The sequence below is a fragment of the Nocardioides daeguensis genome (assembly GCF_019192965.1).
Taxonomy (GTDB): Bacteria; Actinomycetota; Actinomycetes; order Propionibacteriales; family Nocardioidaceae; genus Nocardioides; species Nocardioides daeguensis.
The window spans coordinates 16,989-41,681 of record NZ_JAHTKU010000011.1 but is presented as its reverse complement, the minus strand read 5'-3'; the positions used below and the strand labels follow the sequence as shown (position 1 = coordinate 41,681).

General features: G+C 72.2%; 23 protein-coding genes and 1 pseudogene. All 24 read right to left on the bottom strand.

Annotation, left to right across the window (positions count from 1 at the left end):
- Positions 1-91: 91 nt before the first annotated feature.
- Complete coding sequence (locus tag KU893_RS09600) at positions 92-1,867, bottom strand: Tad domain-containing protein (RefSeq protein ID WP_218234131.1); 1,776 nt, start codon at positions 1,865-1,867, stop codon at positions 92-94.
- 126 nt (positions 1,868-1,993) lie between these two features.
- Complete coding sequence (locus KU893_RS09595) at positions 1,994-2,302, bottom strand: DUF2469 domain-containing protein (protein ID WP_141799600.1); 309 nt, start codon at positions 2,300-2,302, stop codon at positions 1,994-1,996.
- 22 nt (positions 2,303-2,324) lie between these two features.
- A complete protein-coding gene (locus KU893_RS09590; protein ID WP_218234130.1) occupies positions 2,325-2,999 on the bottom strand; it encodes a ribonuclease HII in 675 nt (224 codons plus the stop codon).
- A 12-nt stretch (positions 3,000-3,011) separates the two neighbouring features.
- Positions 3,012-3,887, bottom strand: coding sequence for a signal peptidase I (gene lepB, locus KU893_RS09585; RefSeq protein WP_257441634.1), 876 nt, complete (start codon positions 3,885-3,887; stop codon positions 3,012-3,014).
- A 92-nt stretch (positions 3,888-3,979) separates the two neighbouring features.
- The gene (gene rplS, locus KU893_RS09580; protein WP_218234129.1) at positions 3,980-4,342 is read right to left on the bottom strand and encodes a 50S ribosomal protein L19; all 363 of its coding nucleotides are present in this window, start codon (positions 4,340-4,342) and stop codon (positions 3,980-3,982) included.
- 151 nt (positions 4,343-4,493) lie between these two features.
- Complete coding sequence (locus KU893_RS22710) at positions 4,494-4,856, bottom strand: GNAT family N-acetyltransferase (RefSeq protein WP_246592415.1); 363 nt, start codon at positions 4,854-4,856, stop codon at positions 4,494-4,496.
- A 117-nt stretch (positions 4,857-4,973) separates the two neighbouring features.
- A pseudogene (gene trmD, locus KU893_RS22705) lies at positions 4,974-5,645 on the bottom strand (tRNA (guanosine(37)-N1)-methyltransferase TrmD); the annotation flags it as partial.
- The gene (gene rimM, locus KU893_RS09570; RefSeq protein WP_218234127.1) at positions 5,642-6,214 is read right to left on the bottom strand and encodes a ribosome maturation factor RimM; all 573 of its coding nucleotides are present in this window, start codon (positions 6,212-6,214) and stop codon (positions 5,642-5,644) included. The gene rimM and the pseudogene trmD, both read right to left, overlap by 4 nt.
- An 83-nt stretch (positions 6,215-6,297) precedes the next feature.
- A complete protein-coding gene (locus KU893_RS09565) occupies positions 6,298-6,537 on the bottom strand; it encodes an RNA-binding protein (RefSeq protein ID WP_218234126.1) in 240 nt (79 codons plus the stop codon).
- A 4-nt stretch (positions 6,538-6,541) separates the two neighbouring features.
- Positions 6,542-7,027 (bottom strand): 30S ribosomal protein S16, encoded by a 486-nt coding sequence (rpsP, locus tag KU893_RS09560; RefSeq protein WP_218234125.1) that lies wholly within the window; start codon positions 7,025-7,027, stop codon positions 6,542-6,544.
- A gap of 198 nt (positions 7,028-7,225) precedes the next feature.
- Complete coding sequence (locus KU893_RS09555; RefSeq protein WP_218234124.1) at positions 7,226-8,308, bottom strand: amidohydrolase family protein; 1,083 nt, start codon at positions 8,306-8,308, stop codon at positions 7,226-7,228.
- An 85-nt stretch (positions 8,309-8,393) separates the two neighbouring features.
- A complete protein-coding gene (locus KU893_RS09550) occupies positions 8,394-8,786 on the bottom strand; it encodes an NYN domain-containing protein (RefSeq protein WP_218234123.1) in 393 nt (130 codons plus the stop codon).
- 61 nt (positions 8,787-8,847) lie between these two features.
- Positions 8,848-10,425: a signal recognition particle protein gene (ffh, locus tag KU893_RS09545; protein WP_218234122.1), complete on the bottom strand. Its 1,578-nt coding sequence runs from the start codon at positions 10,423-10,425 to the stop codon at positions 8,848-8,850.
- A gap of 241 nt (positions 10,426-10,666) precedes the next feature.
- A complete protein-coding gene (locus tag KU893_RS09540) occupies positions 10,667-12,892 on the bottom strand; it encodes a [protein-PII] uridylyltransferase (RefSeq protein ID WP_218234121.1) in 2,226 nt (741 codons plus the stop codon).
- Positions 12,889-14,187, bottom strand: a complete 1,299-nt coding sequence (locus KU893_RS09535) for an ammonium transporter (RefSeq protein WP_257441631.1) — start codon at positions 14,185-14,187, stop codon at positions 12,889-12,891. The genes KU893_RS09540 and KU893_RS09535 overlap by 4 nt, the downstream gene beginning before the upstream one ends.
- Before the next feature lie 159 nt (positions 14,188-14,346).
- Positions 14,347-14,685 carry a P-II family nitrogen regulator gene (locus tag KU893_RS09530; RefSeq protein WP_141799615.1) on the bottom strand — a complete coding sequence of 113 codons (339 nt, stop codon included), beginning with the start codon at positions 14,683-14,685 and terminating at the stop codon, positions 14,347-14,349.
- Positions 14,682-16,022: an ammonium transporter gene (locus tag KU893_RS09525; protein WP_218234120.1), complete on the bottom strand. Its 1,341-nt coding sequence runs from the start codon at positions 16,020-16,022 to the stop codon at positions 14,682-14,684. The genes KU893_RS09530 and KU893_RS09525 overlap by 4 nt, the downstream gene beginning before the upstream one ends.
- Positions 16,023-16,178: 156 nt before the next feature.
- On the bottom strand, positions 16,179-17,327 hold the full coding sequence (ftsY, locus tag KU893_RS09520; RefSeq protein WP_218234119.1) for a signal recognition particle-docking protein FtsY: 1,149 nt from the start codon (positions 17,325-17,327) through the stop codon (positions 16,179-16,181).
- A gap of 67 nt (positions 17,328-17,394) precedes the next feature.
- Positions 17,395-17,583: a hypothetical protein gene (locus tag KU893_RS09515; protein ID WP_218234118.1), complete on the bottom strand. Its 189-nt coding sequence runs from the start codon at positions 17,581-17,583 to the stop codon at positions 17,395-17,397.
- A gap of 103 nt (positions 17,584-17,686) precedes the next feature.
- Complete coding sequence (locus KU893_RS09510) at positions 17,687-18,160, bottom strand: acyl-CoA thioesterase (RefSeq protein ID WP_218234117.1); 474 nt, start codon at positions 18,158-18,160, stop codon at positions 17,687-17,689.
- On the bottom strand, positions 18,157-21,738 hold the full coding sequence (smc, locus tag KU893_RS09505; protein ID WP_218234116.1) for a chromosome segregation protein SMC: 3,582 nt from the start codon (positions 21,736-21,738) through the stop codon (positions 18,157-18,159). Before smc ends, KU893_RS09510 begins: the two co-directional genes overlap by 4 nt.
- A 60-nt stretch (positions 21,739-21,798) precedes the next feature.
- Positions 21,799-23,085: an MFS transporter gene (locus tag KU893_RS09500; protein WP_218234115.1), complete on the bottom strand. Its 1,287-nt coding sequence runs from the start codon at positions 23,083-23,085 to the stop codon at positions 21,799-21,801.
- A gap of 238 nt (positions 23,086-23,323) precedes the next feature.
- Positions 23,324-23,518 carry a hypothetical protein gene (locus KU893_RS09495; RefSeq protein ID WP_218234114.1) on the bottom strand — a complete coding sequence of 65 codons (195 nt, stop codon included), beginning with the start codon at positions 23,516-23,518 and terminating at the stop codon, positions 23,324-23,326.
- 221 nt (positions 23,519-23,739) lie between these two features.
- On the bottom strand, positions 23,740-24,669 hold the full coding sequence (locus KU893_RS23205; protein WP_218234113.1) for a calcium-binding protein: 930 nt from the start codon (positions 24,667-24,669) through the stop codon (positions 23,740-23,742).
- Between the last annotated feature and the right edge of the window lie 24 nt (positions 24,670-24,693).

The window sequence follows — 24,693 nt, the reverse complement described above, 5'->3', positions numbered from 1 at the left end:
TGCCTGGGAACGAATCCCGGCGCATTCGGCTCGGACGAACGACGAGGCCTAGTCCCTTCGGACTAGTCACCCCCGGGTACCCGCCGTGCGGTCACCCGACGAGGCGCGGAGCACCGCACCGCGCCTTGACGGCGTAGACGTCGGCGCCCGCGAGCCGCAGCCCGATCATCCGGGCGACGGGACCGATGAACTCCTGGTTGATGTTGTTGATCAGCGGCGTCAGGGACTTGTCGATGAAGCCCTTGCTCGGGTCGAGCAGGGCCTGGACGACGAGGTTCACGATGTTGGCCCCGTCAGCCAGCGCCAGCACCTTTCCGTTGATGGTGATGCTCGTGACCGCCGGGACGACGCTGCTCGGGTCGAGGTACATCGAGCCGCCCGTGCTGACGGGGGTCTGGTCGTTCGGCGGGATCTTCAGGCCGACGGTGGTGGCGGGCGGGGAGCTCTGCGTGCCGACGTTCAGCGCGACCTTGACCTCCAAGGTCGCCTTCAGCGGCAGCAGGGCACCGAGCAGGTTCGTCAACGCGCCGAGTCCGACCTGACCGAGCAGGTCGCTGACCTTCACGTCGGCGGCGATCGTGACGTTCGCCGCCATCTTGTACGCCGCCAGCTGGGTCGCGACCCGGACGCTGAAGGTGGTGGGGTCGGCGACCGTGTTGGCCCCGCAGTGCACGGCCGGCGGCGCGATCAGCTGCCCCTCGCCGCCGCCACCGACGACGGTGATCGAGCCATCCCCCTTCGGGGTCTGCAAGGTGCCCAGGCCGGCGACGTTGAGGGAGGGCAGGTTCGTGAAGTCGATGTGCACCGAGCCGTCCAGCTGCGCGGTCTTGGCCTTGGCGTCGACCGTGTTCGGCGCGCCACAGGCCATCCGCGCCGCGGCCACGAGGTAGATGCCCCCGGAGAACTGGAAGCCGACCCCGGGCACCTGGCCCTGGATGTTGGGCACACCGAGGAAGTAGTCGCCGTCGGCCAGCCGTGCGGTGCCGATGATGTCGAGGACGTTCAGCTCGGCCTGGAGCGCGGCGACGTCGGTCGGCGAGACGTGGAGCACGTCGCCGAGCCTGATCAGGCCCACCGAGGCCGTGGTACTGGAGCTGATCAGCTTGTCGAGCGCCTGGAGCGCGACGGTGTTGCTGCCGTTGTTCTCCCTGGTCAACGCCTCGGCCATCGCCTGGAGCAGGTCCGCGTAGGTGATGGTGCTGGTCAGCAGGTGCTCGGGGCTGCCGATGCTGGCGACGGCGGCGAGCTGCTCGAGGCGCAGGTCGGCGTTCGCGAGCCCCTGGTAGCTGACCAGGTCCAGGTTGACCCCGAACAGGTCGTCGAGCGGCGCGAGGACGGTGCTGTCGCCGGAGCGGACCGCGGCCACGAACGTGCCGAGCTTGAAGCAGGCGGTCGAGGAGCTCTGAGCGTCCGCGGTCTGCGTCGCGTCGCCGTGCTCCTCGGAGCTGAAGACCCGTGCGAAGCCGTAGCTGACGCTCGCGTGGGCCTCGACCTCCACGGTCGAGGGGACCGCGGTGGCGCTGGTGACCGGCGCGAACCGGCCGCCCGTCATGGTGCCCAGCTCGTAGCGGACGTCGGGATCGCCGTCGCCCAGCACGGTCTTGTTGCGGGCGACACTGGCCGCCAGCGCCGCGTCGAGGACGGGCTCGAGCTCCTGCGCGGTACGCCCGTCGATGTTCCGGGCGAGGTCGAGCGCCACCACGTCAGCCAGCGCCTGGACGTCCGCGCGGGCGACGCGAGTCATGCCCAGGTCGACCGCGAACGCGCCGCTGACCATCAGCACGACGATCATGAGGGCAGCCAGCAGCGTCACCGCTCCCCGCTCGTCCGACCGCTCCCGGAACCGCTGCCATGGCTGCAGCCGCATGGCGTCCTCCCCCGTGCGCTGTCACGCAAGAGGGCCGCTGCTCAACCCTCCATCCCATGGATACGGCCGAAACGGTCGCGGATGGAGGGGAACGACGGTAATCAGGACCTAGGTCCTAGCCCCGGGCTACGGCTTCGGCAGCTCCAGGTCGGACGTCGCGAGCTCCTCGACGTTGACGTCCTTGAAGGTGAGCACCTTGACGTTCTTGGCGAAGCGCGCCGGGCGGTACATGTCCCACACCCAGGCGTCGGCGATGGTGACCTCGAAGAAGACGTCACCGCCCTCGGAGCGGGCCTTCACGTCGACCGAGTTGCACAGGTAGAAGCGGCGGTCGGTCTCGACGACGTACTTGAAGATGCCGACGACGTCGCGGTACTCCCGGTAGAGGTTCAGCTCCTGCTCGGTCTCGTACTTCTCGAGCTCCTCGGCACTCACGCGACCACCCTAGCCCCCGCTGCTACGGATCGCCGGGCAGCGGCTCGAGTCCGGCCGCGCGTCGCACGTTGACGAACCGCATCCGATGGACCGGCGAAGGACCGTGCTCCTCCAGCGCCGCGGTGTGGGTGGCGGTGATGTAGCCCTTGTGCGTCTTGAAGTCGTACGCCGGCCACTGCTCGTCGAGGTCGACCATGATCCGGTCCCGGGTGACCTTGGCCAGCACCGAGGCCGCGGCGACGCATGCCGCGACGCGGTCGCCCTTCCAGACCGCGAGGCCGGGGACGCCGAGCCCGTCGACCGGGAACCCGTCGGTCAGCACGTACGACGCCGGAAGGTCCAGCTTCGCCACGGCCCGGCGCAGCGCCTCGACGTTGGCGACGTGCATCCCGAGACGGTCGCACTCGTCGTGCGAGATCACCACGACGGACCACGCGAGCGCCCGGCGCACGACCTGGTCGTAGCAGCGCTCGCGCGCGGCGGCGGTCAGCAGCTTGGAGTCGGCGAGGCCCGGGATGATCCCGGCCCGGCCGGCGGGCAGGATCGCCGCGCCTGCGACGAGCGGACCGGCGCAGGCGCCCCGCCCGGCCTCGTCGACGCCCGCGACCGGCTCGAACCCGTGGCGACGCAGCGCCCGCTCGTAGCCGTAGAGGCCGGCGTCGCGGCGTACCGTCGCTCCCCTGGGCAGCGTGGACATGCCCCTCGCCCCCTACGTGCCGGGGACGGCGTCGGCCTTCTTCGCCTTCTCCAGCAGCTCGGCCGACGGACTGTCGGGGACGCCCTCGAACACCTCGGGGCGGCTGATCCAGCGCCACCGGTCGCGGGGCCAGATCAGGGTGAAGACCTTGCCGACGACGAGGTCGGTGTCGACCCACGGACTCTCCGTGCAGGGGTCCTCGTCGGGACTGCACAGATGTGCGCGCGAGTCGGCGGAGTGGTTGCGGTTGTCGCCGAGGACGAGCAGCTTGCCCTCGGGGATCGGCCCGATCACCCAGTCGCACGGGCGGGACAGGGCGGTCTCGCGCTCACTGAACCAGTCGCTGATCTCGGCGTTGCAGGCCGCGCCGTCGCGGGCGCCGAGATAGTCGGACTCGTCGATCGCCTTGCCGTTGACCTTGATCCGGCCCTCGGCGTCGCAGCACTCGACGACGTCGCCCTCGGTGCCGATGACGCGCTTCACGAGGTGCCCGCCGGTCGGGTAGAGCCCGACCTTGGAGAGCACGTTGGCGAAGCCGGTGGGCCCCTGACTGTCGGTCGGGCCGAGCCACTGGCCCGGGTCCTCGAAGACGATGACGTCGCCGCGCTGGGGCGTGCGGCCGAACCAGTAGGAGACCTTCTGGACCAGGATCCGGTCGTTCTTGACCAGACCCGGCTCCATGGACTCCGAGGGGATGTAGAAGGCCTGCACGAACAGCGCCTTGATCACCACCGCCAGGCCCAGCGCCACCGCGAGCAGCAGGATGCTCTCCTGCCAGACCGGCAGGTGCTTGCGCTGTGCGGAGGAGGACCGGGAGCCCGCACCGTCGGCCGCCTTCGGGTCGGAAAGCTCGGCGGCGGAGTCCGGAGCGGAGTCGTCGGTCGTCACGAGGTAGGAGTCTAGGAGCACCTCCCAGCCGGACAGCACGAAGGCCCGACCATGCCGGTCGGGCCTTCGTGATCACGCGGTCGGAGCGAGGATCAGATCTCGCGACGCTCCTTGATCTTGGCCTTCTTGCCCGTGAGGTTGCGCAGGTAGTAGAGCTTCGCGCGACGCACGTCACCGCGGGTGACGACCTCGATGGACTCGAAGATCGGCGAGTGGAGCGGGAAGGTCCGCTCGACACCGACGCCGAAGGAGACCTTGCGGACGGTGAAGGTACGGCCGATGCCGGAACCGTGGACGCGGATCACGACGCCCTGGAACACCTGGACACGGGAGCGGCTGCCCTCGATGACCTTGACGTGGACCTTGATGGTGTCGCCGGCACGGAAGGCGGGGACGTCGTCGCGCTTGGCGGCGTTGCCGAGGTCGGTGACCAGGGCGGGGCTCGGGTTGCTCATGATTCTCCTCGCGAGTGCACACAGGTCAGCCGCGGTTGGTGGTGGTCTCGGAATCAGGCGTCACGGTCGGCGGTTCCCCTGTGGCAGAAGCGTCCGCGACACCGACCAGCGATCCTCCCACACCGGGGTCGGGGCCGGAAATCAGCGACGCTCAGCGACGCTTGGTCAGGACCACGGCGCCCGGCGGCGACGCCAGGTCCCGGCGCAGCCGGAACCCGGCCCGCTTGTACATCTGCTGGTTGCGGGCGCTGGCCGCCCCCGTGAACAGGACGTACGACGTCACCCCGGCCGGCGCGACCGCCTGGATGTGCTCGAGCAGGACCCGGCCCAGACCGCTGCCCTGGAGGTCGGGCGCGACCATGATCCGGCCGATGTCCCAGGTGTGCTCGCCCTCGAGACGCCCGCGGACGGCGCCGACCAGCCGGCCGGCACGGCGCACGACCCAGGTGTCCCACTCCCCCAGCCACGCGCGGACGTCGTCGAGCGACTCATGCAGGGCCGGGATGTCGAGCATGTCGTTGGCCAGCGCCTCCTGCACCCAGCAGGCGCGCTGCAGGGTGAGCAGCTCGCCGGCGTCGCCGGGAGTGGCCCGGACGATGGGCGTGCCGTCGTCGAGCACGGACGGCGCGAGCAGGTCGGGACGACGTTCGGCGGTGCGTCGTACGGCCTGCTCGTGGCGCCAGGCGGCGACCTTGCCGTGGTCGCCGGAGCGGAGCACGGCGGGCACCTCGTGGCCGCGCCAGGCCGGCGGTTTGGTGTAGACGGGGTACTCCAGCAGACCGCCCTCCGCGTGCGACTCCTCGACGAGCGACGCGGCGTTGCCCATGAACCCCGGCAGCAGCCGGACCACGGCCTCGGTGATGGCCAGCGCGGCGACCTCGCCGCCGTTGAGGACATAGTCGCCGAGGCTGACCTCGCGGACCTCCGCGACCCCGCGGGCGTGGTCGATCACCCGCTGGTCGATGCCCTCGTAGCGGCCGCACGCGAAGACGAGGTGCTCGCGGGTCGCGAGCTCCTCGGCGAGGCGCTGGTCGAACGGCTCGCCCGACGGAGTGGTGAAGACGACGGTCGTGGCGGGGGTGAGCAGCTCGTCGAACGCCTCACCCCACGGCTCGGGCTTCATCACCATGCCGGCGCCGCCGCCATAGGGCGTGTCGTCGACGGTGCGGTGCCGGTCGTGGGTCCACTGCCGCAGGTCGTGGACGCCGAACGCGAGCAGGCCCTTGTCGGCGGCCTTGCCCGGCAAGGAGAGCTCGAGGGGCGTGAAGAAGTCGGGGAAGATCGAGACGTAGTCGAGCCTCACGCCTCGGCTCCCCCGTCCGCGTCCTCCTCGCCGCCGGGGAACGGGGTGACCAGGCCGGGCCGGTCGGCGATCACGACGCGGCCGCCGGCGACGTCGACCTCGGGCACCAGCGCGCTCACGAACGGGACGAGGGCCTCGCGGCGGTCCAGGGTCCGGATCCGGAGCAGGTCCTGGGCGCCGTGGGTCAGGCCGACGACCTCGCCGAGGTGCACGCCCTCGAGGTCGTAGGCCGCGAGGCCGACCAGCTGGTGGTCGTAGAACTCGTCGGGGTCCTCCGGCGTCTCGTCCGCGGGTACGACGGCGCGCAGGACCACACCGCGAGCCGACTCCGCCGCCGTGCGGTCGGGCAGCTCGGCGAAGCTGGCCAGCAGCACGCCCTGGTGCCAGCGGGTACGGCTCACGGTGAGGGTGCGCGAGGCGAACGCCGAGCCGCGGGGCGCCTCGACCAGGAGCACCGCCCCGTCGGCGTACCGGCGCTCGGGCTCGTCCGTACGGACGTCGACGGTCACCTCGCCCCGGATGCCGTGCGGCTTGCCGATCCGGCCCACGACGACCTCGATGCTCTCCACGTCCCCGAGGTTAGAGGTGCGCGCCCGGGAACGGCGAACGGGCGCCTCCCCCGGAGGGGAGACGCCCGTTCGGACGGTTCAGCTCAGCGGCGGTCGGTGTCGACGAAGTCGATCCGGGTGCCGCCGTTGCCGGCGATCGCGGAGATCACGGTGCGGAAGGCGGTCGCGGTGCGACCGCTCCGGCCGATCACCTTGCCGAGGTCGTCGGGGTGGACCCGGACCTCGAGCACGGCGCCGCGGCGCAGCTGCTTGTCGCGCACGACGACGTCGTCGGGGTGGTCGACCACTCCGCGGACGAGGTGCTCCAGCGCGTCAGCCAGCATCGGCTCAGGCCTCGGCGTTCTCGTCGGCCGGGGTCTCGGCGGGGGCCTCGTCGGCGGCGGCCTCGGCCGGCGCCTCCTCGACCTTCTCCTCGGCCTTGGCCTTCTTCTCGGTCTTCTTGGCCGTCACCGCGGCGCCCTTGGGCTCGTTGGCGGCGTCCTTGAGGGCCTCGTTGAAGATCTCGAGCTTGTCGCGCTTGGGCTCCTTGACCTTGAGGGTGCCCTCGGCGCCGTCGATGCCCTTGAACTTCTGCCAGTCACCGGTGACCTTGAGGATCGCCTCGACGGCCTCGGACGGCTGCGCGCCGACGCCGAGCCAGTACTGGGCCCGCTCGGAGACGACGTCGATGTACGACGGGTCCTCCTTGGGGTGGTACTTGCCGATCTCCTCGATCACCGCGCCGTCGCGCTTCTTGCGCGAGTCGACGATGACGATGCGGTACTGCGGAACCCGGACCTTGCCCAGGCGCTTCAGACGGATCTTGACGGCCACGTTTGTGGTGTCTCCTTGGAACTCGTGGTGGGGTGAGGCAGGGACCGCCAGGTGGGGACACCGGCGCCCGGACTCGGACGGGTTCTGCCACCACCGGTTGAGAGGGACCGGACGTCGCAGAACTCAGTCGAACAGTCTGCCAGACGCCCGACGTCCCGGACGAATCCGGCCTGCCCCCGCCGCTCCGTGCACCCTGGGTCAGGCGACGACCTTGCCCCGCAGCACCACGCGGGAGGGCTCGGCGAGCACCGACAGGTCCTCGACCGGGTTGCGCGGGTAGACCACGAAGTCGGCCGGGTCGCCCTCGTCGAGGCCGGGGTTCCAGCCGAGCCAGGAGCGGCCGCGCCACGAGGCGGCGCCGAGGACGTACTCGTTCGGCAGGCCCATCGCCGCCATCGCGAGGATCTCCTCGTGGAGCACACCGTGGCGGGCCGAGCCGCCGCCGTCGCTGCCGACGTAGAGCGCCACGCCGGCGTCGTAGGCGTTCATCAGGACCTCGCGGCGCCCGGCGTACAGCGACTCCATGGTCGCGCTGTACGTCGGGAACTTGTCGCGCGCCGCCGAGACGAACTCGGGGAACTTGCTGGTCTGCAGCACCGTGGGGACCAGCGCGACGCCGCGGGCCACCATCTGCTCGAGGTGCGCGGCGGTGAGGCCGGTGCCGTGCTCGATGCAGTCGATGCCGGCGTCGAGGAGCGGGCTGATGGAGGCCTCGCCGAAGCAGTGGGCGGTCACCTTGGCGCCCTGGGCGTGGGCCGCCTCGATCGCGGCGGTGACGGCGTCGGCCGGGAAGGACGGCGTCAGGTCGCCCTCCTCACGGGAGATCCAGTCGCCGACCAGCTTCACCCAGCCGTCGCCGTCGAGCGCCTGCTCGGTGACGGTGTCGAGGAGGCCGTCGGGCTCGACCTCGACACCGTAGTTGCGCAGGTAGCGGCGGGTCCGGGCGATGTGGCGGCCGCAGCGGATCAGGCGCGGCAGGTCCTCCCGCTCGTGCACCCAGCGGGTGTCGGCCGGGGAGCCGCAGTCGCGGGTCAGCAGCACGCCGTTGTCGCGGTCGGCGATGGCGGTCCGCTCGATCTCGGCCTCGTCGACCGCTCCCCCGTCCTCGAGGCCGAGGTGGTTGTGCGCGTCGACCAGGCCCGGCACGATCCAGCCCTCGCCGGCGCTCTCGGCCCCGGCCAGGCCGGCCGGGCGCTCGTAGGTGATCCGGCCGTCGACGACGTACACCTCCCGCACCTCGCCGTCGGGCAGGACAGGACCGGAGAACCGCAGCGCACTCACGCGGCCGACGCTACCAACGCGGGCTGCCCCGCCTGCACCCCCCGAAGGAGGCACGAGCCGCGCCGGCCCGGGGCCGGCGCCGGTGTCACAGGTGCGCCAACAGCCAGGTCGGCGAGACCGTCGTCGCGCCGACACCGTGGACGCGGGCGTCCAGCGCGCGGTCGGCGGTGACGACCACGACCCGGCCGCCCTTCTCGGCGGCCTTGCGGGCTTCGGCCACGATCGTGGTGTCGCCGTCCTTCGGGGCGTGCACGGTCCGCACGTGCGCGTCCCGGCCCGCGCGGACCCCGCCCTTGGCCTGGCCCTCGAGCACGAGGACGACGACGTCGTACTCGATGTCGGCGACCAGGAGCTGCTCGTGGAGGCGGGTGGCCGCGCCGGCGCGGTCCTTCCACCAGCCGTCCGGGCGCGCGCCGACGACGTTGGCGCCGTCGACGATGATGGTCGCCTTCGGCGACTGGCTCGCTGCGCTCGCCATCGGACCTCGCTTCGCTCGGACGCTCTTCCCTCTGCCCTGACCAGGCTCGCTGCGCTCGCGGTCAGCGCAGGAACTTGGAGAAGTCCTTCGGAAGCTGCAGGTTCTCGGCGGCCGCCTCGTAGTCGACGTCCTGGCCGATGCCGAACGGGTTCGGCTTGGCCTCGGCGGCCTTCGCCCTTGCCGCGGCAGCGTCCTGCGCGGCCTTGGCGGGGTTGCCGGAGCGGCGTGCACCCTTGCCCTTGGTCTGCTTCGCCTTCTGCTTGGCGCTGGCGCGCTTGCCGCCGCCGGGGCCACCCATGCCGGGGATCCCGGGCATGCCCGGCATGCCGGGCATGCCGCCACCACGGGCCATCTGCATCATCATCTTGCGTGCCTCGAAGAAGCGGTCGACGAGGTTGTTGACATCGGAGACGGCGCGGCCCGAGCCCTTGGCGATGCGGGCCCGGCGCGAGCCGTCGATCAGCTTGGGGTTGGCGCGCTCGGCCGGCGTCATCGAGCGGATGATCGCCTCGACCCGGTCGATCTCACGCTCGTCGAAGTTCTCGAGCTGCTCGCGGATCTGACCCATGCCGGGCAGCATCCCGAGGATCTTCTGCATCGAGCCGAGCTTCTTCAGCTGCTGCATCTGCGCGAGGAAGTCGTCGAGCGTGAAGTCACCCTGGGTGAGCTTCTCCGCGGCCTTGAGGGCCTCCTCCTGGTCGAACGCCTTCTCGGCCTGCTCGATCAGGGTGAGGACGTCGCCCATGTCGAGGATGCGCGAGGCCATCCGGTCGGGGTGGAAGACGTCGAAGTCGGTCATCTTCTCGCCCGACGAGGCGAACATGACCGGCTTGCCGGTGACCTGACGGATCGACAGCGCGGCACCACCGCGCGCGTCGCCGTCGAGCTTGGTGAGCACGACGCCGTCGTACCCGACGCCGTCGAGGAACGCCTGCGCCGTGACGAGGGCGTCCTGACCGATCATCGCGTCGACGACGAAGAGGACCTCGTCGGGCTGGACGGCGTCGCGGATCGCCGCGGCCTGGCCCATCATCTCGGCGTCGACGCCGAGGCGGCCCGCGGTGTCGACGATGACGACGTCGTGCAGCCTGCGCTTCGCCTCCTCGATCGACGCCTTCGCGACGGAGACCGGGTCGCCGACGCCGTTGCCCGGCTCAGGGGCGTAGACGGGGACGCCGACCTTCTCGCCGTTGACCTGGAGCTGCTGGACGGCGTTGGGACGCTGCAGGTCGCAGGCCACCAGGATCGGGGTCTTGCCCTGGTCCTTGAGGTACAGCGCGAGCTTGGCCGCGAGCGTGGTCTTGCCGGCACCCTGGAGGCCGGCAAGCATGATCACGGTCGGGCCGGTCTTGGCGTACCGCAGCCGGCGGGTCTCGCCGCCGAGGATCTCGACGAGCTCGTCGTTGACGATCTTGACGACCTGCTGGGCCGGGTTCAGCGCGCCGCTGACCTCCTCGCCCCGGGCCCGCTCCTTGACCGCGGCGACGAACTCCTTGACGACGGGCAGCGCGACGTCGGCCTCGAGCAGGGCGATCCGGATCTCCCGGGCGGTCGCGTCGATGTCGGCCTCGGAGAGCCGTCCCTTGCCGCGCAGGTTCTTGAAGGTCGCATTGAGGCGATCGGAAAGTGTGGCGAACAAGAGCGTTGCGTCCTCGTCGGATTCGTCGGTGGAGGTGGGTTCTTCGAACACCGATCGTAACCGCCGGACCCGCGGGGCCCGACGTCTGCGGTGGACGTCCGAGAGTACTGCGCGCGTGCCGTCCACCCAGCGCGGTGGTCGGGAGTGGCCCCGGCCGGTGTTCGGCGGCACGGGTCGCGTGCCGCTCGTGGCAGCAGGCAACCGCGTCCTCCGCAGCGGCGCCCACTGCTGCGCCGCGTGGTCAGCCGGCGCTGATCGCCTTCCGGACGACGCGCACGGCCTCGGCCGCCCGCGTCTCCGACAACGCACCCGCCGCGGCCTCCTGGACGTAGAAGACGTCCACGGCCTGCGGGCCCAGCGTCGAGATGTGGGCCGAGCGCACCGTCATGTCGAGTCCCGCCAGCGCCGCGCTCACGAGGTACACCACCCCGAGGCGGTCGGCCGCCCGGATCTCGATCACCGTCGCGTGGTCGCTCGCCTCCGGCCGTACGACGACCGCCGGGTCGAGGTCGCCTGCGACGGGTCGCGCGGCGAGCCGGGCCGCGGGGTCGACGCGCCGCGACGTGATCGCGTCCAGCTGGTCGTTCAGGGCCCGGGCGTCGAGGTCGGGCTCGGCGACGTCCCACACCGAGACGCCGTGCTCCCCCTGCGACCAGAGCCGGGCCGCGCGCACGGTGACCCGGCGCAGCGCGAGCACCGCGGCCACGTCGGCGAGCAGGCCGACCCGGTCGAGGGCCACGACGGTGACCCGCGAGCCGTCCGCGACCGGCTCCACGACGATCGAGACCTCCCCCCCGGCGACACCGGCCGGGATCGGGATCTCCTCGGCGGTGAAGGCCGGTGGCACGCTGCCTCGCTCCAGCGCGGCCCGCGCCCGCCGGGACAGGTCGAGCACCAGACCCGCGCGCCACGACGACCAGGCCTTGGGCGAGACGGCCTTCGCGTCGGCCTCGCTCAGCGCGGTCAGCAGGGCCAGCGCGTCGAGGCTGTCGACGTGCTCGAGGAGCGCGTCGATGGTGGCGGGGTCGTCGGGGTCGCGCGTGGTGGCGATGTCGGCGAGCAGCAGGTGCCAGCGCACCAGCTGGCCGATCAGGTCGACCTCGCGCGGCCCGAAGCCCATCCGGGTCGCGATCGCCCGTGCGATCGGCGCTCCGGCGACGCTGTGCTCGGTCAGCTCGCCCTTGCCGATGTCGTGCAGCAGCGCCGCCACCACGAGGACGTCGGGGCGCGACACGTCACGGATCAGCGCCGCCGCCTCGACACAGGTCTCGACGACGTGGCGGTCGACCGTGAACCGGTGGATCACCGACGCGTGCGGGAGCAGCCGGATCCGCTCCCACTCGGGCAGGATCCGGTCGAGCGCACCGGTCTCGTCGAGGGTCTCCCAGACCGGCAACAGGCCGGGACCGGCGGCGAGCAGCCGCACCAGCTGTTGACGAGCCTCGTCGGGCCACGGATCGGGCAGCGGCGGGCACTCCCGGACCAGCCGCGCCGCGGTCGGCGGCGCGAGCACCACGTCGCGCGTGGCCGCCTCGGCCGCTGCCCGGAGCAGCAGGACCGAGTCGGATGCGGGCTTCACCCCGGCCTGGAGGACGATCTCGCCGCGCGAGAGCGCGATCCCGGGAGCCACCCGCTCCAGCTCGGGGCGCCGGGGTCGGGCGGCCGGCGTACGGCGGAGCGCGTCGTCGGTGCGGCGCCAGGCCAGCCGCGACAGGTGGGTGACCCGGCGCCCGAGCTCACGGACGTAGCGCTGCGCGGCCGCCTCGTCGGGCAGGCCGAGCCCCTCGGCCAACGGCTCCCAGTGCTCGGGAGCGATCCGGTCCGAGCCGCGCCCGGCGGCGGCGTGCAGCAGGTCGCGCACGTCGAGCAGCTGCTGGCGGCACCGCTCGAGGTCGGCGGCCGGCACGTCGACCAGCCAGGTAGCGGTGAGGCTCTTGAGGACCGTCGCGTCGCGCAGGCCTCCCTCGGCCTCCTTGAGGTCGGGCAAGGAGAGGTGGGCCAGCTCGCCGACCAGGCGGTGCCGGCTGCGGACCAGCTCCCGCAGCTCGGGCAGCCGCTCGCGAGCCTGCCGGCGCCACAGCGCCAGCGTCGTGGTCCGCAGCCGCAGCGCGATGCTGTGGTCCCCCGCGACGTGTCGCGCGTCGAGCAGCCCGGACGCGACCCGCACGTCGGCCTCGGCGGCCGACAGCATCTCCGGCAGGGTGCGCACAGCATGGTCGAGCTTGGCGCCGGAGTCCCACAGCGGGTACCAGACCTGGCTGGCGAGCTCGTGCCACCGCTGCTCGTCGACGCCCTCGTCGGCCACCAGCACCACGTCGAGGTCGGAGTACGGCGCCAGCTCGCCCCGCCCGTAGCCGCCGACCGCCACCAGGGCGACCCCGGAGTCGGGGCCGGCCGCGGCGTCGTACGCCCCCAGGCACAGGGCGTCGGCCGCCTCCGTCCGCGCGGCCCGCTCGGCTGCGGTCATCCCTGGCCGAAGTGCGGTCGCGGACCGCCGGTGGCGAGGTGCAGGTCGTAGGCGGTCTCGGCGTGGATGACCAGGTCGACGCCGGCGACCTCGTGCTCCGGCTCCACCCGGAAGCCGACGGTCCGCTCCAGCATCCACACCAGCAGCGCGGTCATGCTGAACGAGAACACGAGCGTGACGCCGGCCGCAACCAGCTGCTTGCCGAGCTGCTGCGTTCCCCCGCCGTAGAACAGGCCGTCGACGCCGGTCACCGAGGACGACGCCAGCAGGCCGATGACGATCGTGCCGACCAGGCCGCCGACGAGGTGGACGCCGACCACGTCGAGCGAGTCGTCGTACCTGAAGGTGTACTTGAGGCCGACCGCCAGCGCGCAGATCGCGCCGGCCGCGACACCGACCAACATCGCGCCGATCGGGGTGACCGCGCCGCAGGACGGGGTGATCGCGACCAGGCCGGCGACCACGCCGGACGCGGCACCGAAGGAGGTGGCGTGGCCGTCGCGGTAGCGCTCGACCGCGAGCCAGGCCAGCAGGCCGGTGCAGCCGGCGAGCAGCGTGTTGACGAAGACGATCGCGGCGGTGTTGTTCGCCGCGAGCGCCGAGCCGGCGTTGAACCCGAACCAGCCGAACCACAGCAGGCCGGCACCGACCATGACCAGGGTCAGGTTGTGCGGCTTCATCGGGTCGCGCCCGAAGCCGACCCGGCGGCCGAGCACGAGCGCCGCGGCCAGTCCGGCGGCACCGGAGTTGATCTCGACCGCCGTACCGCCGGCGAAGTCGAGGGCGCCGAGCTTGCCCATCATCCAGCCGCCGCCGAAGATCCAGTGCGCGACCGGGGCGTAGACCAGCAGCGTCCACAGCGCCGCGAACAGCAGCCAGGTCCCGAACCGGGTGCGGTCGGCGATCGCACCCGCGATCAGGCCGACGGTGATCACCGCGAACAGGCCCTGGAAGGCCGCGAACAACGTGATCGGGTACGACGCGTCGGGATCCGCCTCGAGCATCCCCCGGAAGCCGAGGAACTGCGTCGGGTCGCCGATGAGCCCGCCCCCGAGGTCGTCGCCGAAGGCCAGCGAGTAGCCGACGACGACCCACACGACCATGACCACGGCGAGGGCTCCGAAGACCATCATCATCATGTTGAGGACGCTCTTGGAGCGCACCATGCCGCCGTAGAAGAACGCCAGGCCCGGCGCCATCAGCAGGACCAGGGCGGCCGCGGCGAGGAGCCAGGCGGTGTCACCGGCCGCCGAGGCGGGGGCTGCGGCAGCGGTGAGGAGGAGCAGATCGGGCACTCGGACACTGTGCGGTCCGATTGTTTCGCTGGTGTAACGCGTCTCCCGGCATCGGTTACACGACGGTGAAGCCGGCCGGAGCGTTGCCGCACCCCATACGTATTGGTCGTGATCTGAGCGATCAGAGGACCGATTCGTATGGGGTGCGGCGAACGAGAGTCAGAGCGCCGCGGTGTCCGTGTCGCCGGTGCGGACCCGCACCACCGACTCGACCGGGCTGACCCAGACCTTGCCGTCACCGATCCGGCCGGTGTGGGCCGTCTTGGTGATGATCCCGACGATGTCGGCCGCGTCGGCGTCGTCGACGACGATCTCGATCCGGATCTTGGGGACCAGCGCGATGTCGTACTCCGCGCCGCGGTAGACCTCGGTGTGGCCCTTCTGCCGGCCGTAGCCGCTGACCTCGCTGACCGTCATCCCGGTGACGCCGAAGGCCTCGAGCGCCTCCCGGACGTCCTCCCACTTGTGCGGCTTGATGACCGCGGTGACCAGCTTCATGCGCTTACCTCCGAAGGGGTGGACGTGCTCAGGAGCGAGGTACGGCGAGCAGCGCCGCCGCCGGTGGTGAGATCGTAGGCCGCCTCACCGTGCTCGGCGAAGTCGATTCCGTCGACCTCGTCCTCCTCCGGGAGCCGCAGGCCCATCACGGCCTTGATGCCGAGGCCCACGACCAGGGTCGCGATCGCCGACCAGACCATCGCGAACGCCGCGACCAGGACCTGGATGACGAGCTGCTTGGCGCCACCACCGGTGAGCAGGCCGCCCTCGTTCGAGGCGAGGAAGCCGACCCCGACGGTACCGATCAGGCCGCCGACGAGGTGGACACCCACGACGTCGAGAGAGTCGTCGTACCCGAAGCGGTACTTCAGGCCGACCGCGAGGGCGCAGACGCCACCGGCGACGAGGCCGAGCACGATCGAGCTCCAGGGCACCAGGTTGCCGCAGGCCGGGGTGATCGCGACCAGACCGGCGACGACGCCGGAGGCGGCACCGAGAGAGGTCGCGTGGCCGTCGCGGATCTTCTCCACGAGCAGCCAGCCCATCATCGCCGCGCAGGTGGCCAGCGTGGTGTTGAGCCAGACCAGGCCGGTCTCGGTCGTGTAGGCGTCGAGGTTGACGATCGAGCCGACGTTGAAGCCGAACCAGCCGAACCACAGCAGGCCCGCGCCGATCATGGTCAGGGTCAGGTTGTGCGGCTTCATCGGCTCCTTGCCGAAGCCGAGGCGCCGGCCGAGCAGGAGCGCGAGGACCAGGCCCGCGACACCGGCGTTGATGTGGACGACCGTGCCGCCGGCGTAGTCGATCGGCGCCACCTCGGCGCCACCGTCACCGGGGAAGACCAGGTCGGCGAGACCGTTCTCCACACCACTGAGGAACCCGCCGCCCCACACCATGTGCGCGAGGGGGAAGTACGACAGCGTCACCCAGATCGGCAGGAACACCAGCCACGCGGAGAACTTCATCCGGTCCGCCACCGCGCCGCTGATCAACGCCGCGGTGATCACCGCGAAGGTCAGCTGGAAGGCGACGAAGACGTAGTTCGCGGGGTCCGTGCTCTCGAGACCGAACTGCGTGAAGGGGTTCGAGAAGAGCTTGCCGATCTCCTTGCCCGTCGCACCGCTGGAGGTGGCGAACGTCGTGCTGTACGACATCGACCAGCCCCACAGGGCGTAGACGATGCCCACCACGCCCAAGGCGCTGAAGGACATCATCATCATGTTGAGCACTGACTTGGTCCGGCTCATGCCGCCGTAGAAGAGCGCCAAGCCAGGGGCGGTCATCAAGAGGACGAGCGAGGCCGACACCAACATCCAGGTGTAGTAGCCGTTTTCCATGCTCCGAACATTCGGCTGCGGAGGTTTCGGCTCACGCGACCGGATGTTTCGGGCGGGTAACGGGTCGCGCACAGCCGTTACGTCCCGATGAACCCCTCCGCAGCGTGAGGCGGACCACAGCGGCCGGCGGCACCCGCCGGGGTGCGGGCCGAGGGCTCAGCCGAGCAGCGCGTCGACGAACGCGGCGGCGTCGAACGGCGCCAGGTCGTCGGGGCCCTCACCCAGGCCGACCAGCTTCACCGGCACGCCGAGCTGGCGCTGCACCGCGATCACGATGCCGCCCTTCGCGGAGCCGTCGAGCTTGGTGAGCACGATGCCGGTGACGTCGACGACCTCGGAGAACACCTTGGCCTGGATCAGGCCGTTCTGGCCGGTGGTGGCGTCGAGGACGAGCAGCACCTCGGTGACCGGCGCCTGCTTCTCGATGACCCGCTTGACCTTGCCGAGCTCGTCCATCAGGCCCTGCTTGTTCTGCAGCCGGCCCGCGGTGTCCACGACGACGGTGTCCACGCCGCGGTCGACCCCCTGCTTGACCGCGTCGAACGCGACGCTGGCCGGGTCGCCGGCCTCGGGGCCCCGGACGACCTCGACCCCGACCCGCTCGCCCCAGGTGGCGAGCTGCTCGGTCGCGGCGGCGCGGAAGGTGTCGGCGGCGGCGAGGAGCGCCGTCCGGTCGTCGGCGACCAGGATCCGGGCCAGCTTGCCGACCGTGGTGGTCTTGCCGGTGCCGTTGACGCCGACGACGAGCACCACGCCGGGGGCGTCGCCCTCACCGCTCACCTTGAGCGCGCGGTCCATGGTCGGGTCGACGAGGTTGATCAGCTCCTCGCGGAGCACGGCACGCGCGTCCGGCGCCTGGCCGCCCTCGACGCGCAGCCGGGTGCGCAGCCTCTCGACGAGCTCCTGGGTGGGCGCGACGCCGATGTCGGCGGCGAGGAGCAGGTCCTCGATCGCCTCCCAGGTGTCCTCGTCGAGCTTGTCGCGGCTGAGCAGGCCGAGCAGGCCGCGGCCCAGCGCGTTGGAGCCGGCAAGCCGCTGGCGCAGCCGGACCAGGCGCGAGGCCGGCTTCTCCGGGGTCTCGAGCGCGGGAGCGGCCGGTTCCGCGGGAGCCTCGACCACGCCCGCCTCGACGGCGACGTCCTCGGCAGCGGGTGCCTCGGTCCCGACCGGGGTGGTCGGCGGGGCGAGGACGTCCGCGGGCGCCTCCGGCACCCGCGGCGTACGCCGGACCCGGGTCGTGACGAGGCCGGCGATCGCGAGGACGCCGACGGCGGCGATCCCGATGACGAGGTAGAGCCACTCCATGCGGTCATCCCATCACGCCGCCCGCCCGAGTCAGAATCGGGTGGCGCCGCTCAGGCCCGCCGGGGGTTCAGCCGAGGCGTTGCAGGTCCCGCTCGTCGTCGGCGAGCACGGGCGCGGAGTCGACCGCACGACCGAGCGCGTCACCGAGCCACGGCACGACGGGCATCTGCTCGCCCCGGTGCGGGTAGGCGACGTAGAGGGCGACGACGGCGGAGACGGCGAGGCTCAGCGCGACGGCCAGCGCGACGAACAGCATCTTCGACTCCTCCGAGTAGGGATCGCTGTGCCCTCCATCCTGCACCCCTGCGCCAACCGGCACGGCATCGCCGCCGCGGGCCACGGCGCAGAGGCGGCACAGGTCACACCACCAGCGGCGCGACGGCGGTCCGGATCACCTCGGGGATCGGCGTCGGGGGACGTGCGGGGTCGGTGTTGTCGACGTAGACGTGCACGAAGCGGCCCTCCGCGGACGCCAGCGCCCCCTCCCCCTCCGGGTCGCCCTGGAACAGCCCGACGCGGTAGATCACCGACGAGGTCCCGAGCCGCTCGACCGCCAGGCCGAGCTCGATCGGGCGTGGGTAGCCCATCTCGGCGAAATAGCGGCACGACACCTCGGCCACCACCCCGATCGCGGGCAGTGTGCGGATGTCGGTGCCGGTCGCCTCGTGCAGGTGGGCGTTGACCGCGGTGTCGATGAGGTCGAAGTAGCGGGCGTTGTTGAGGTGCCCGTAGACGTCGTCGTCGGACCAGCGCGTCGTCGCCGTGCGCCAGGCGCGGTACGCCGACCGGTCGGGTCGGGTGCGGTCGGGGGTGCCCGTGGCCGGTTCGCTCACGCGGACTCGTCCCGCAGCCGCTGGCTGATCACCGCCGAGACGCCGTCGCCGCGCATGGTGACGCCGTAGAGCGCGTCGCCGACCTCCATGGTCCGCTTCTGGTGGGTGATGACGAGCAGCTGGGAGTTCTCGCGCAGCTCCTCGTAGATCTCCAGCAGGCGGCCGAGGTTGGTGTCGTCGAGCGCGGCCTCGACCTCGTCGAGGATGTAGAACGGCGAGGGCCGGGCCTTGAACAGGGCGACCAGGAAGGCGACCGCGACCAGTGAGCGCTCGCCGCCGGAGAGCAGCGAGAGTCGCTTGACCTTCTTGCCGGGCGGCCGGGCCTCGACCTCGACGCCGGTGGCGAGCATGTCGGAGGGGTCGGTGAGGACCAGGCGGCCCTCGCCACCGGGGAACAGGCGCGCGAAGGTCTGGTCGAAGGCCTTGGTCACGTCGGCGTACGCCTCGGTGAAGACCTGCTCGACCCGGGCGTCGACGTCCTTGACGATGTCGAGCAGGTCCTTGCGGGTGGCCCGCAGGTCCTCGAGCTGCTCGGAGAGGAACTGGTGGCGCTCCTCCATCGCGCTGAACTCCTCGAGCGCGAGCGGGTTGACCCGGCCGAGCATGCCGAGCGCCTTCTGCGCGGTCTTGAGGCGCTTGACCTGCTCCTCGCGGACGTAGGGCACCGTCCGGGGCTCGGGCGCGTCCTCGCCCTCGGCCGCGGCCGCCTCGCCCTCGGCGGGCGGCTCGAGGACGGGCACCGGCTGGTCCGGGCCGTAGTCGGCGACCAGGGCGTCGGGCTCGAGGCCGAGCTCCTCGAGCGCCTTGGTCTCGATCTGCTCGATCCGCATCCGCTGCTGGGCGCGGGCCAACTCGTCGCGGTGCACCGAGCTGACCAGGTCCTGGTGCTCCTTGCCGAGGTCGCGCAGCGTCTGCCGCACCACCATCAGCTCCTGCTCGCGGCCGCGACGGGAGTCCTCGACGGACTGGCGGCGCGCGGTGGCCGCCTCGATCGAGCGCTCCAGCCGGTCGAGCACGAAGGTCACGGCGGTGGCGACGGCCTGGCCGGCGCGACCCTCGGAGAGCAGCCGCGCCCGGCGCTCGGCGGCGCGGGCGCGGGCCTGGCGCTCGGCCTCGGCGGCCTTGCGCATCGCCTCGACCCGGCCGTGCAGGGCGCGGGCGCGCTCCTCGGAGGTGCGCAGCGCGAGGCGGGCCTCCATCTCGCTCTGCCGGGCCGCGCGGGTGGCCTCGACGAGGCGCTCCTGCTCGGTGGTGTCCGGCTCCTCGTCGGTGTCCTGCTCGGCGCTCGCGAGGCGCTGCTCGAGCTCGGCGAGGCCGACCAGGGCCTGCTCTCGGGACGTCTCGGCCTGGGCGATCGCCTCGGTCATCCGCTCGGCCTCGGCGCGGGCGGCGCGGGCGAGCGAGCCGTGCTGGCCCAGCTCCTCGGCGACAGCGGCGAGGGTGGCGTCGGACTCGTGGAGCCGGGCCAGCGCGACGTCGACCCGCTGGCGGGCCTCGAGGCGCTCGGCCTCGAGCCGGGCGAGGTCGAAGCCGAGCCGCTCGGCGGCCGCGACGGCCCCGACCAGCGCCTCGGCGGCCTCGTCGACGGCTGCCTGGATCTCGATCAGGCTCTGGGTGGCGTGGGAGCCGCCCGAGGCGAAGTGCGCGCCGAGCAGGTCGCCGTCGCGGGTGACCGCGACCACGTCGGCGAGGTCGGCCACCAGCGAGCGGGCGGCGCCGAGGTCGTCGACCACGGCGACCTTGCGCAGCAGCCGGTTGAGCGCGGGCCGGACCTGGGCCGGGCACTCGACCACGTCGACGGCGTACGACGTCCCGGGCGGGAGCGCCGGCCAGGCGGCCGTGGTCTCGGCCTCTCCCCCGCCGAGCAACAGCCCGGCGCGACCGAGGTCGTCGTTCTTGAGGTGGTCGATGGCGGCGACGGCGGTGTCGGCGTCGGCGACCGCGACCGCGTCGGCGGCCGCACCCAGCGCGGCGGCGACGGCGCCCTCGTAGCCGCCTCGCACCGTGACCAGCGCGGCGACCGAGCCGAGCAGTCCGGAGAGGGTGTCGGAGGCGGCGAGCAGCGCGCCGGCACCGTCCTTGCGGGCCAGGCCGATCTCGAGCGCCTCCTTGCGGGCGCTCAGGCCGGCCTTCTCGCGGTCGGCCTGCTGGGCCTCCTCGCGGACCTTGACCAGGCGCTCCTCGATGTCGTCGAGCGAGGCGACCGCAGCCTCGTGCTCGGCGTCGAGGCCCTCCTCGCCGGCGTCGAGGCCGGCGACCCGGGTCTCGAGGGCGGTGAAGTCGCGCTGGGAGCGCTCGGCGCGGGCGAGCGCGTCGGCCCGGGCGGCCTCGAGGCGACCGATCTCCTCCTGCGCCGCGTGGGCCCGGGAGCGCAGCGTGTTGACCTGGCCGTGCAGCCGGGCCAGGCCCTCACGCCGGTCGGCGGCGGCCCGGAGCAGCCCGGCGACGCGCCGCTCCTCGTTGGCGGCGGCCTCCTCGGCGCCGCGGCGGGCGGCGACGGCCTGCTCGAGCGCGGTCTGCTGCTCGGTGACCTGGGCGGTGATCTCCGCCTCCTGGGCGGCGAGCCGGGTGGCCTCGGCCTCGATCTCGTCGGGGTCCCGACCACCGGCCTGCTCGCTCTCGGCCGCCGCGCCCGCGGCGTTGCGGACCCGCTCGGCGGCCAGGCTCTGGGTGCCGCGGAAGCGCTCACGCAGGGCGGTCAGCGCCGACAGCGTCTCCTGGGCGGCGGAGAGGGCCGGCAGGTCCTCACGGAGCGCCGCCTCGAGGACGGCCTCCTGCTCACGCGCGGTGGCGATGCCGGTCTCGACCTCCTCGCGCCGGGCCAGCAGCACGCTCTCGTCGGCGAGCTCCTGCTCGAGCGCGGTCCGCGCCGTCACCAGGTCGTCGGCGAGCAGCCGGGCCCGGGCGTCGCGGACGTCGGCCTGGACGGTCGCTGCCCGGCGGGCGACTTCGGCCTGGCGGCCGAGCGGCTTGAGCTGGCGCCGGATCTCGCTGAGCAGGTCGTTGAGTCTGTTGAGGTTGCCCTCGGTCGAGTCCAGCTTCCGCAGCGCCTTCTCCTTGCGCTTGCGGTGCTTGAGGACGCCGGCGGCCTCTTCGATGAACCCGCGGCGGTCCTCGGGGGTCGCGTGCAGGATCTGGTCGAGCTGCCCCTGGCCGACGATCACGTGCATCTCGCGGCCGATGCCGGAGTCGCTGAGCAGCTCCTGCACGTCGAGCAGCCGGCAGGTGGTGCCGTTGATGGCGTACTCCGAGCCGCCGGTGCGGAACATGGTCCGGCTGATCGTCACCTCGGAGTAGTCGATCGGCAACGCCCCGTCGGAGTTGTCGATGGTCAGCACGACCTCGGCCCGGCCGAGCGGCGGGCGGCCCGACGTACCGGCGAAGATGACGTCGTCCATCTTGCCGCCGCGCAGGCTCTTGGCGCTCGCCTCGCCCATCACCCACGCGAGGGCGTCGACGACGTTGGACTTGCCGGAGCCGTTGGGTCCGACGATGCAGGTGATGCCGGGTTCGAGCTGGAGGGTCGTCGCGGACGCGAAGGACTTGAACCCCTTGAGGGTCAGGCTCTTCAGATACACGCAGTCTCCCTTCGGGGTCGGGCAGTGGTCCGACGCGGGGGAAGCTCGGCAGGCCTCAGGCTACCCCGCGGGCCCGGCGGATCGCGGCACCCCGGGAGCGTCACCGGGAACGTCTTCGGGAGCGTCGTCGGCGTGCGCGATGTGGCCGAGCTGCCGCCAGACCAGTGCGAGGGTGATCCCGGAGCCGACGAAGGCGAACCAGAACGGCGCCAGGATGCCGCCGCGCTCGGCGACCAGGCCGCCCACGCCGCTCCCGATCACGGTGCCGCCGTAGATCGCGACGCTGTACACCGAGCCGACCCGGCCCTGGTAGGCAGTGGGGACCGCCCGTTGGCGCACCGCCTGCGACAGCGCACCCCAGGCGAAGGCGTAGACGCCGAAGCCGAACATGATCAGGACGGCGAGCCACGGGACCCGGGTCAGCGCGAACCCGAGGTGCATGAGCACCTCGAGGGTCAGGCAGGCGCGCATCAGCGTCGCGAGCGGCACGTGCCGCTCCAGCCAGCCGTAGAGGAAGGTGCCGACCAGGCCGCCGGCCGCCGCCGCGGTGGTGAGCAGGCCGTAGCCGACGGGGCCCATGTGCAAGACGTCGAGGGAGTACAGCACCAGCACCGACCAGGCAGCGGCCCAGGTGATGTTGAACGTGACGATGACCAGCGCCAGGGTCCGCACCGGCGGGTGGCCCACCAGCCAGCGCACGCCGTCGGCGATGTCGCGCAGCACATGGGTGTCCACCTCGCCGCGCACCGGTCCGGGCGGGAGCGCGATCCGCCCGACGAGGACGACACCCAGCAGTACGCAGCCGACCTGGGCCCCGAACGGCACCGCCATCCCCACCGCGAACAGGGCCGCGCCGACGGGCGCCCCCGCGAACTGGTTGAGGGTGATGAACCCGGCCTGGAGCCGGGCGTTGGCGATGCCGAGGTCCGCCTTGTCGACGAGCATCGGCAAGAAGGTGCGGTAGGCGGTGTCGGCGAAGACCTCCGCCGCGCCGAGCAGGAACAGGGCGCCCAGCGCGACCGCGATGCTGACGGCGCCGGTGAGGATCGTGACGCAGAGCGCGACCAGGACGACGGCGCGCAGCAGGTTGGCGACGACCACCATCCGCAAGCGGTCGACCCGGTCGGCGACCGCGCCGGCGAACAGGCCGAACAACAGCCACGGCAGTCCGACCAGCAGCATCGCCAGCGACACGAGTGCCGGCGACCGGGTCTGGGAGGCGACCAGGAGCGGGCCGGCCGCGAGGGCGATGCCGTCGCCGAGGTTGCTCACCCAGGCCGAGACCATCAGCCGACGGAAGCCCGGCCCGAGACGGGCAGGCGCGACGGCCTCGATCACCCGGTTCACAAGGACGGGACAGTACGGGGCGAGCTGGTGGTCGTGCGAGTGGGTTTCGACGCGCTGCCCCGACCTCGCAGGCCCGGTCGTGACGCTCGCTCAACCTCGCCCGACCCACGCCACGCCCTCGTTCCTCGGGCGAGGCTGCCGGGCGACAACGCACTCGGACCACCCTGCGCCGGACGGCGGGGGTGGTCCGTGGTTCGTTTCACCTGGGCGACGACGGAGGCCGTCGTCGGAGTCCTGGTCAGGCCGGCTGCATCTCCGCGTCGCCGGTCAGGATCTCGGCCGCGCGCGCCGACATCAGCTTGTCGTTCTCCTCGGAGAGACGGAGGACGAGGGACTCCAGCTCAGCGACCCGGTTGCGCAGTCGAGCGTTCTCGAGCGCCATCCGGGGGTCGCGGAGGTCGCTGTTCAGGTGACCGATCAGCGCCTTGGCCATGAAGTTGAGCCTTCCGGTTCGACAGGTTGTCAGCCCGTTGGGGGGCCGTCTCCAAGAGTCCCACTTCGAGACGGCCCGGTCAAACCTGCCAGGGCGGACGCGGGCGTGGTCGACGGGGAGTGCCGGGAAGGCCGCGGGTCACCGCAACGGGGAAGGCCCGGAGACCCGGGCCCTCCCGGCACGCTCAGGGGGTGCTCGGGGCCGAGCACCTGGTCGACCGGTCAGCAGCCGTGCTTGACCTCACCGGTGCAGCTGTCGCGTCCGGCGCCGCCGTACACGACGTCGATGCCGGGGCCACCGCGGAGGGTGTCGTTGCCGCCACGGCCACGGATCACGTCGTCGCCGGCCTTGCCGCGGATGGTCTCGGGGCGGTCGCTGCCGAGGAGCGTGTCGTTGCCCGCACCGCCGAAGTAGATCTGGAGGCCCCTCAGCCGGGCGCTGTTGACGCCCTCCCAGGTGGCGCTACCCGCCGCGACGTCGACCCGGACCGGGGTGGTCAGCGGGGCGAAGGTGACGGTGTCGACGCCCGAGCCGCCCTTGAGCAGCGAGGTGGTGGCGGTGTTGAGGCCCGGCATCGGCTCGCCCGCGGGCGGCTTCGGGGTCGCGACGAGGAAGGCGTCCTCGCCCTTGCCGCCGCGCAGCTCGCCCGAGGTGCGGTCGAAGACGACCGTGTCGTCACCGGCGTTCATCTTCAAGGTGCTGGTCAGGAACGACACGTACGCGATGTCGTCGCCCGCGCCGCCCTTGACGTCGGACACGGGGACGCTGACGGTGAGGGTGTCGTCGCCGTCGTTGCCGTAGACGACGTCGTGGCCGGCCAGGACGCTGACCTTGTCGTCGCCGAGGCCGGCGTCGATCCAGTCGTCGCCCGCGGCGCCGTCGAGGGTGTCGTTGCCCTCGCCGCCGCAGATCGTGTCGTTGCCCGCGCCGCCGTCGAACGTGTCGTTGCCCTTGCCGAGGAAGACCACGTCGTCACCGGCGGTGCCGGTGAGCGCGTCGTCGCTGTCGGTGCCGACGATCGTCGCCGCCTTGCCGTTGCACAGGGGCGGGTCGACGGCGTACGCCGTCCCGGGGACGAAGGTGGTGGCGCACAGGGCGCCGCCCGTTACGAGGGCGAGGGCGCCGGCCGTACGCCGGAGGTTCGTGTGCATGGTTCGTACTCCTTGGCTGTCGTC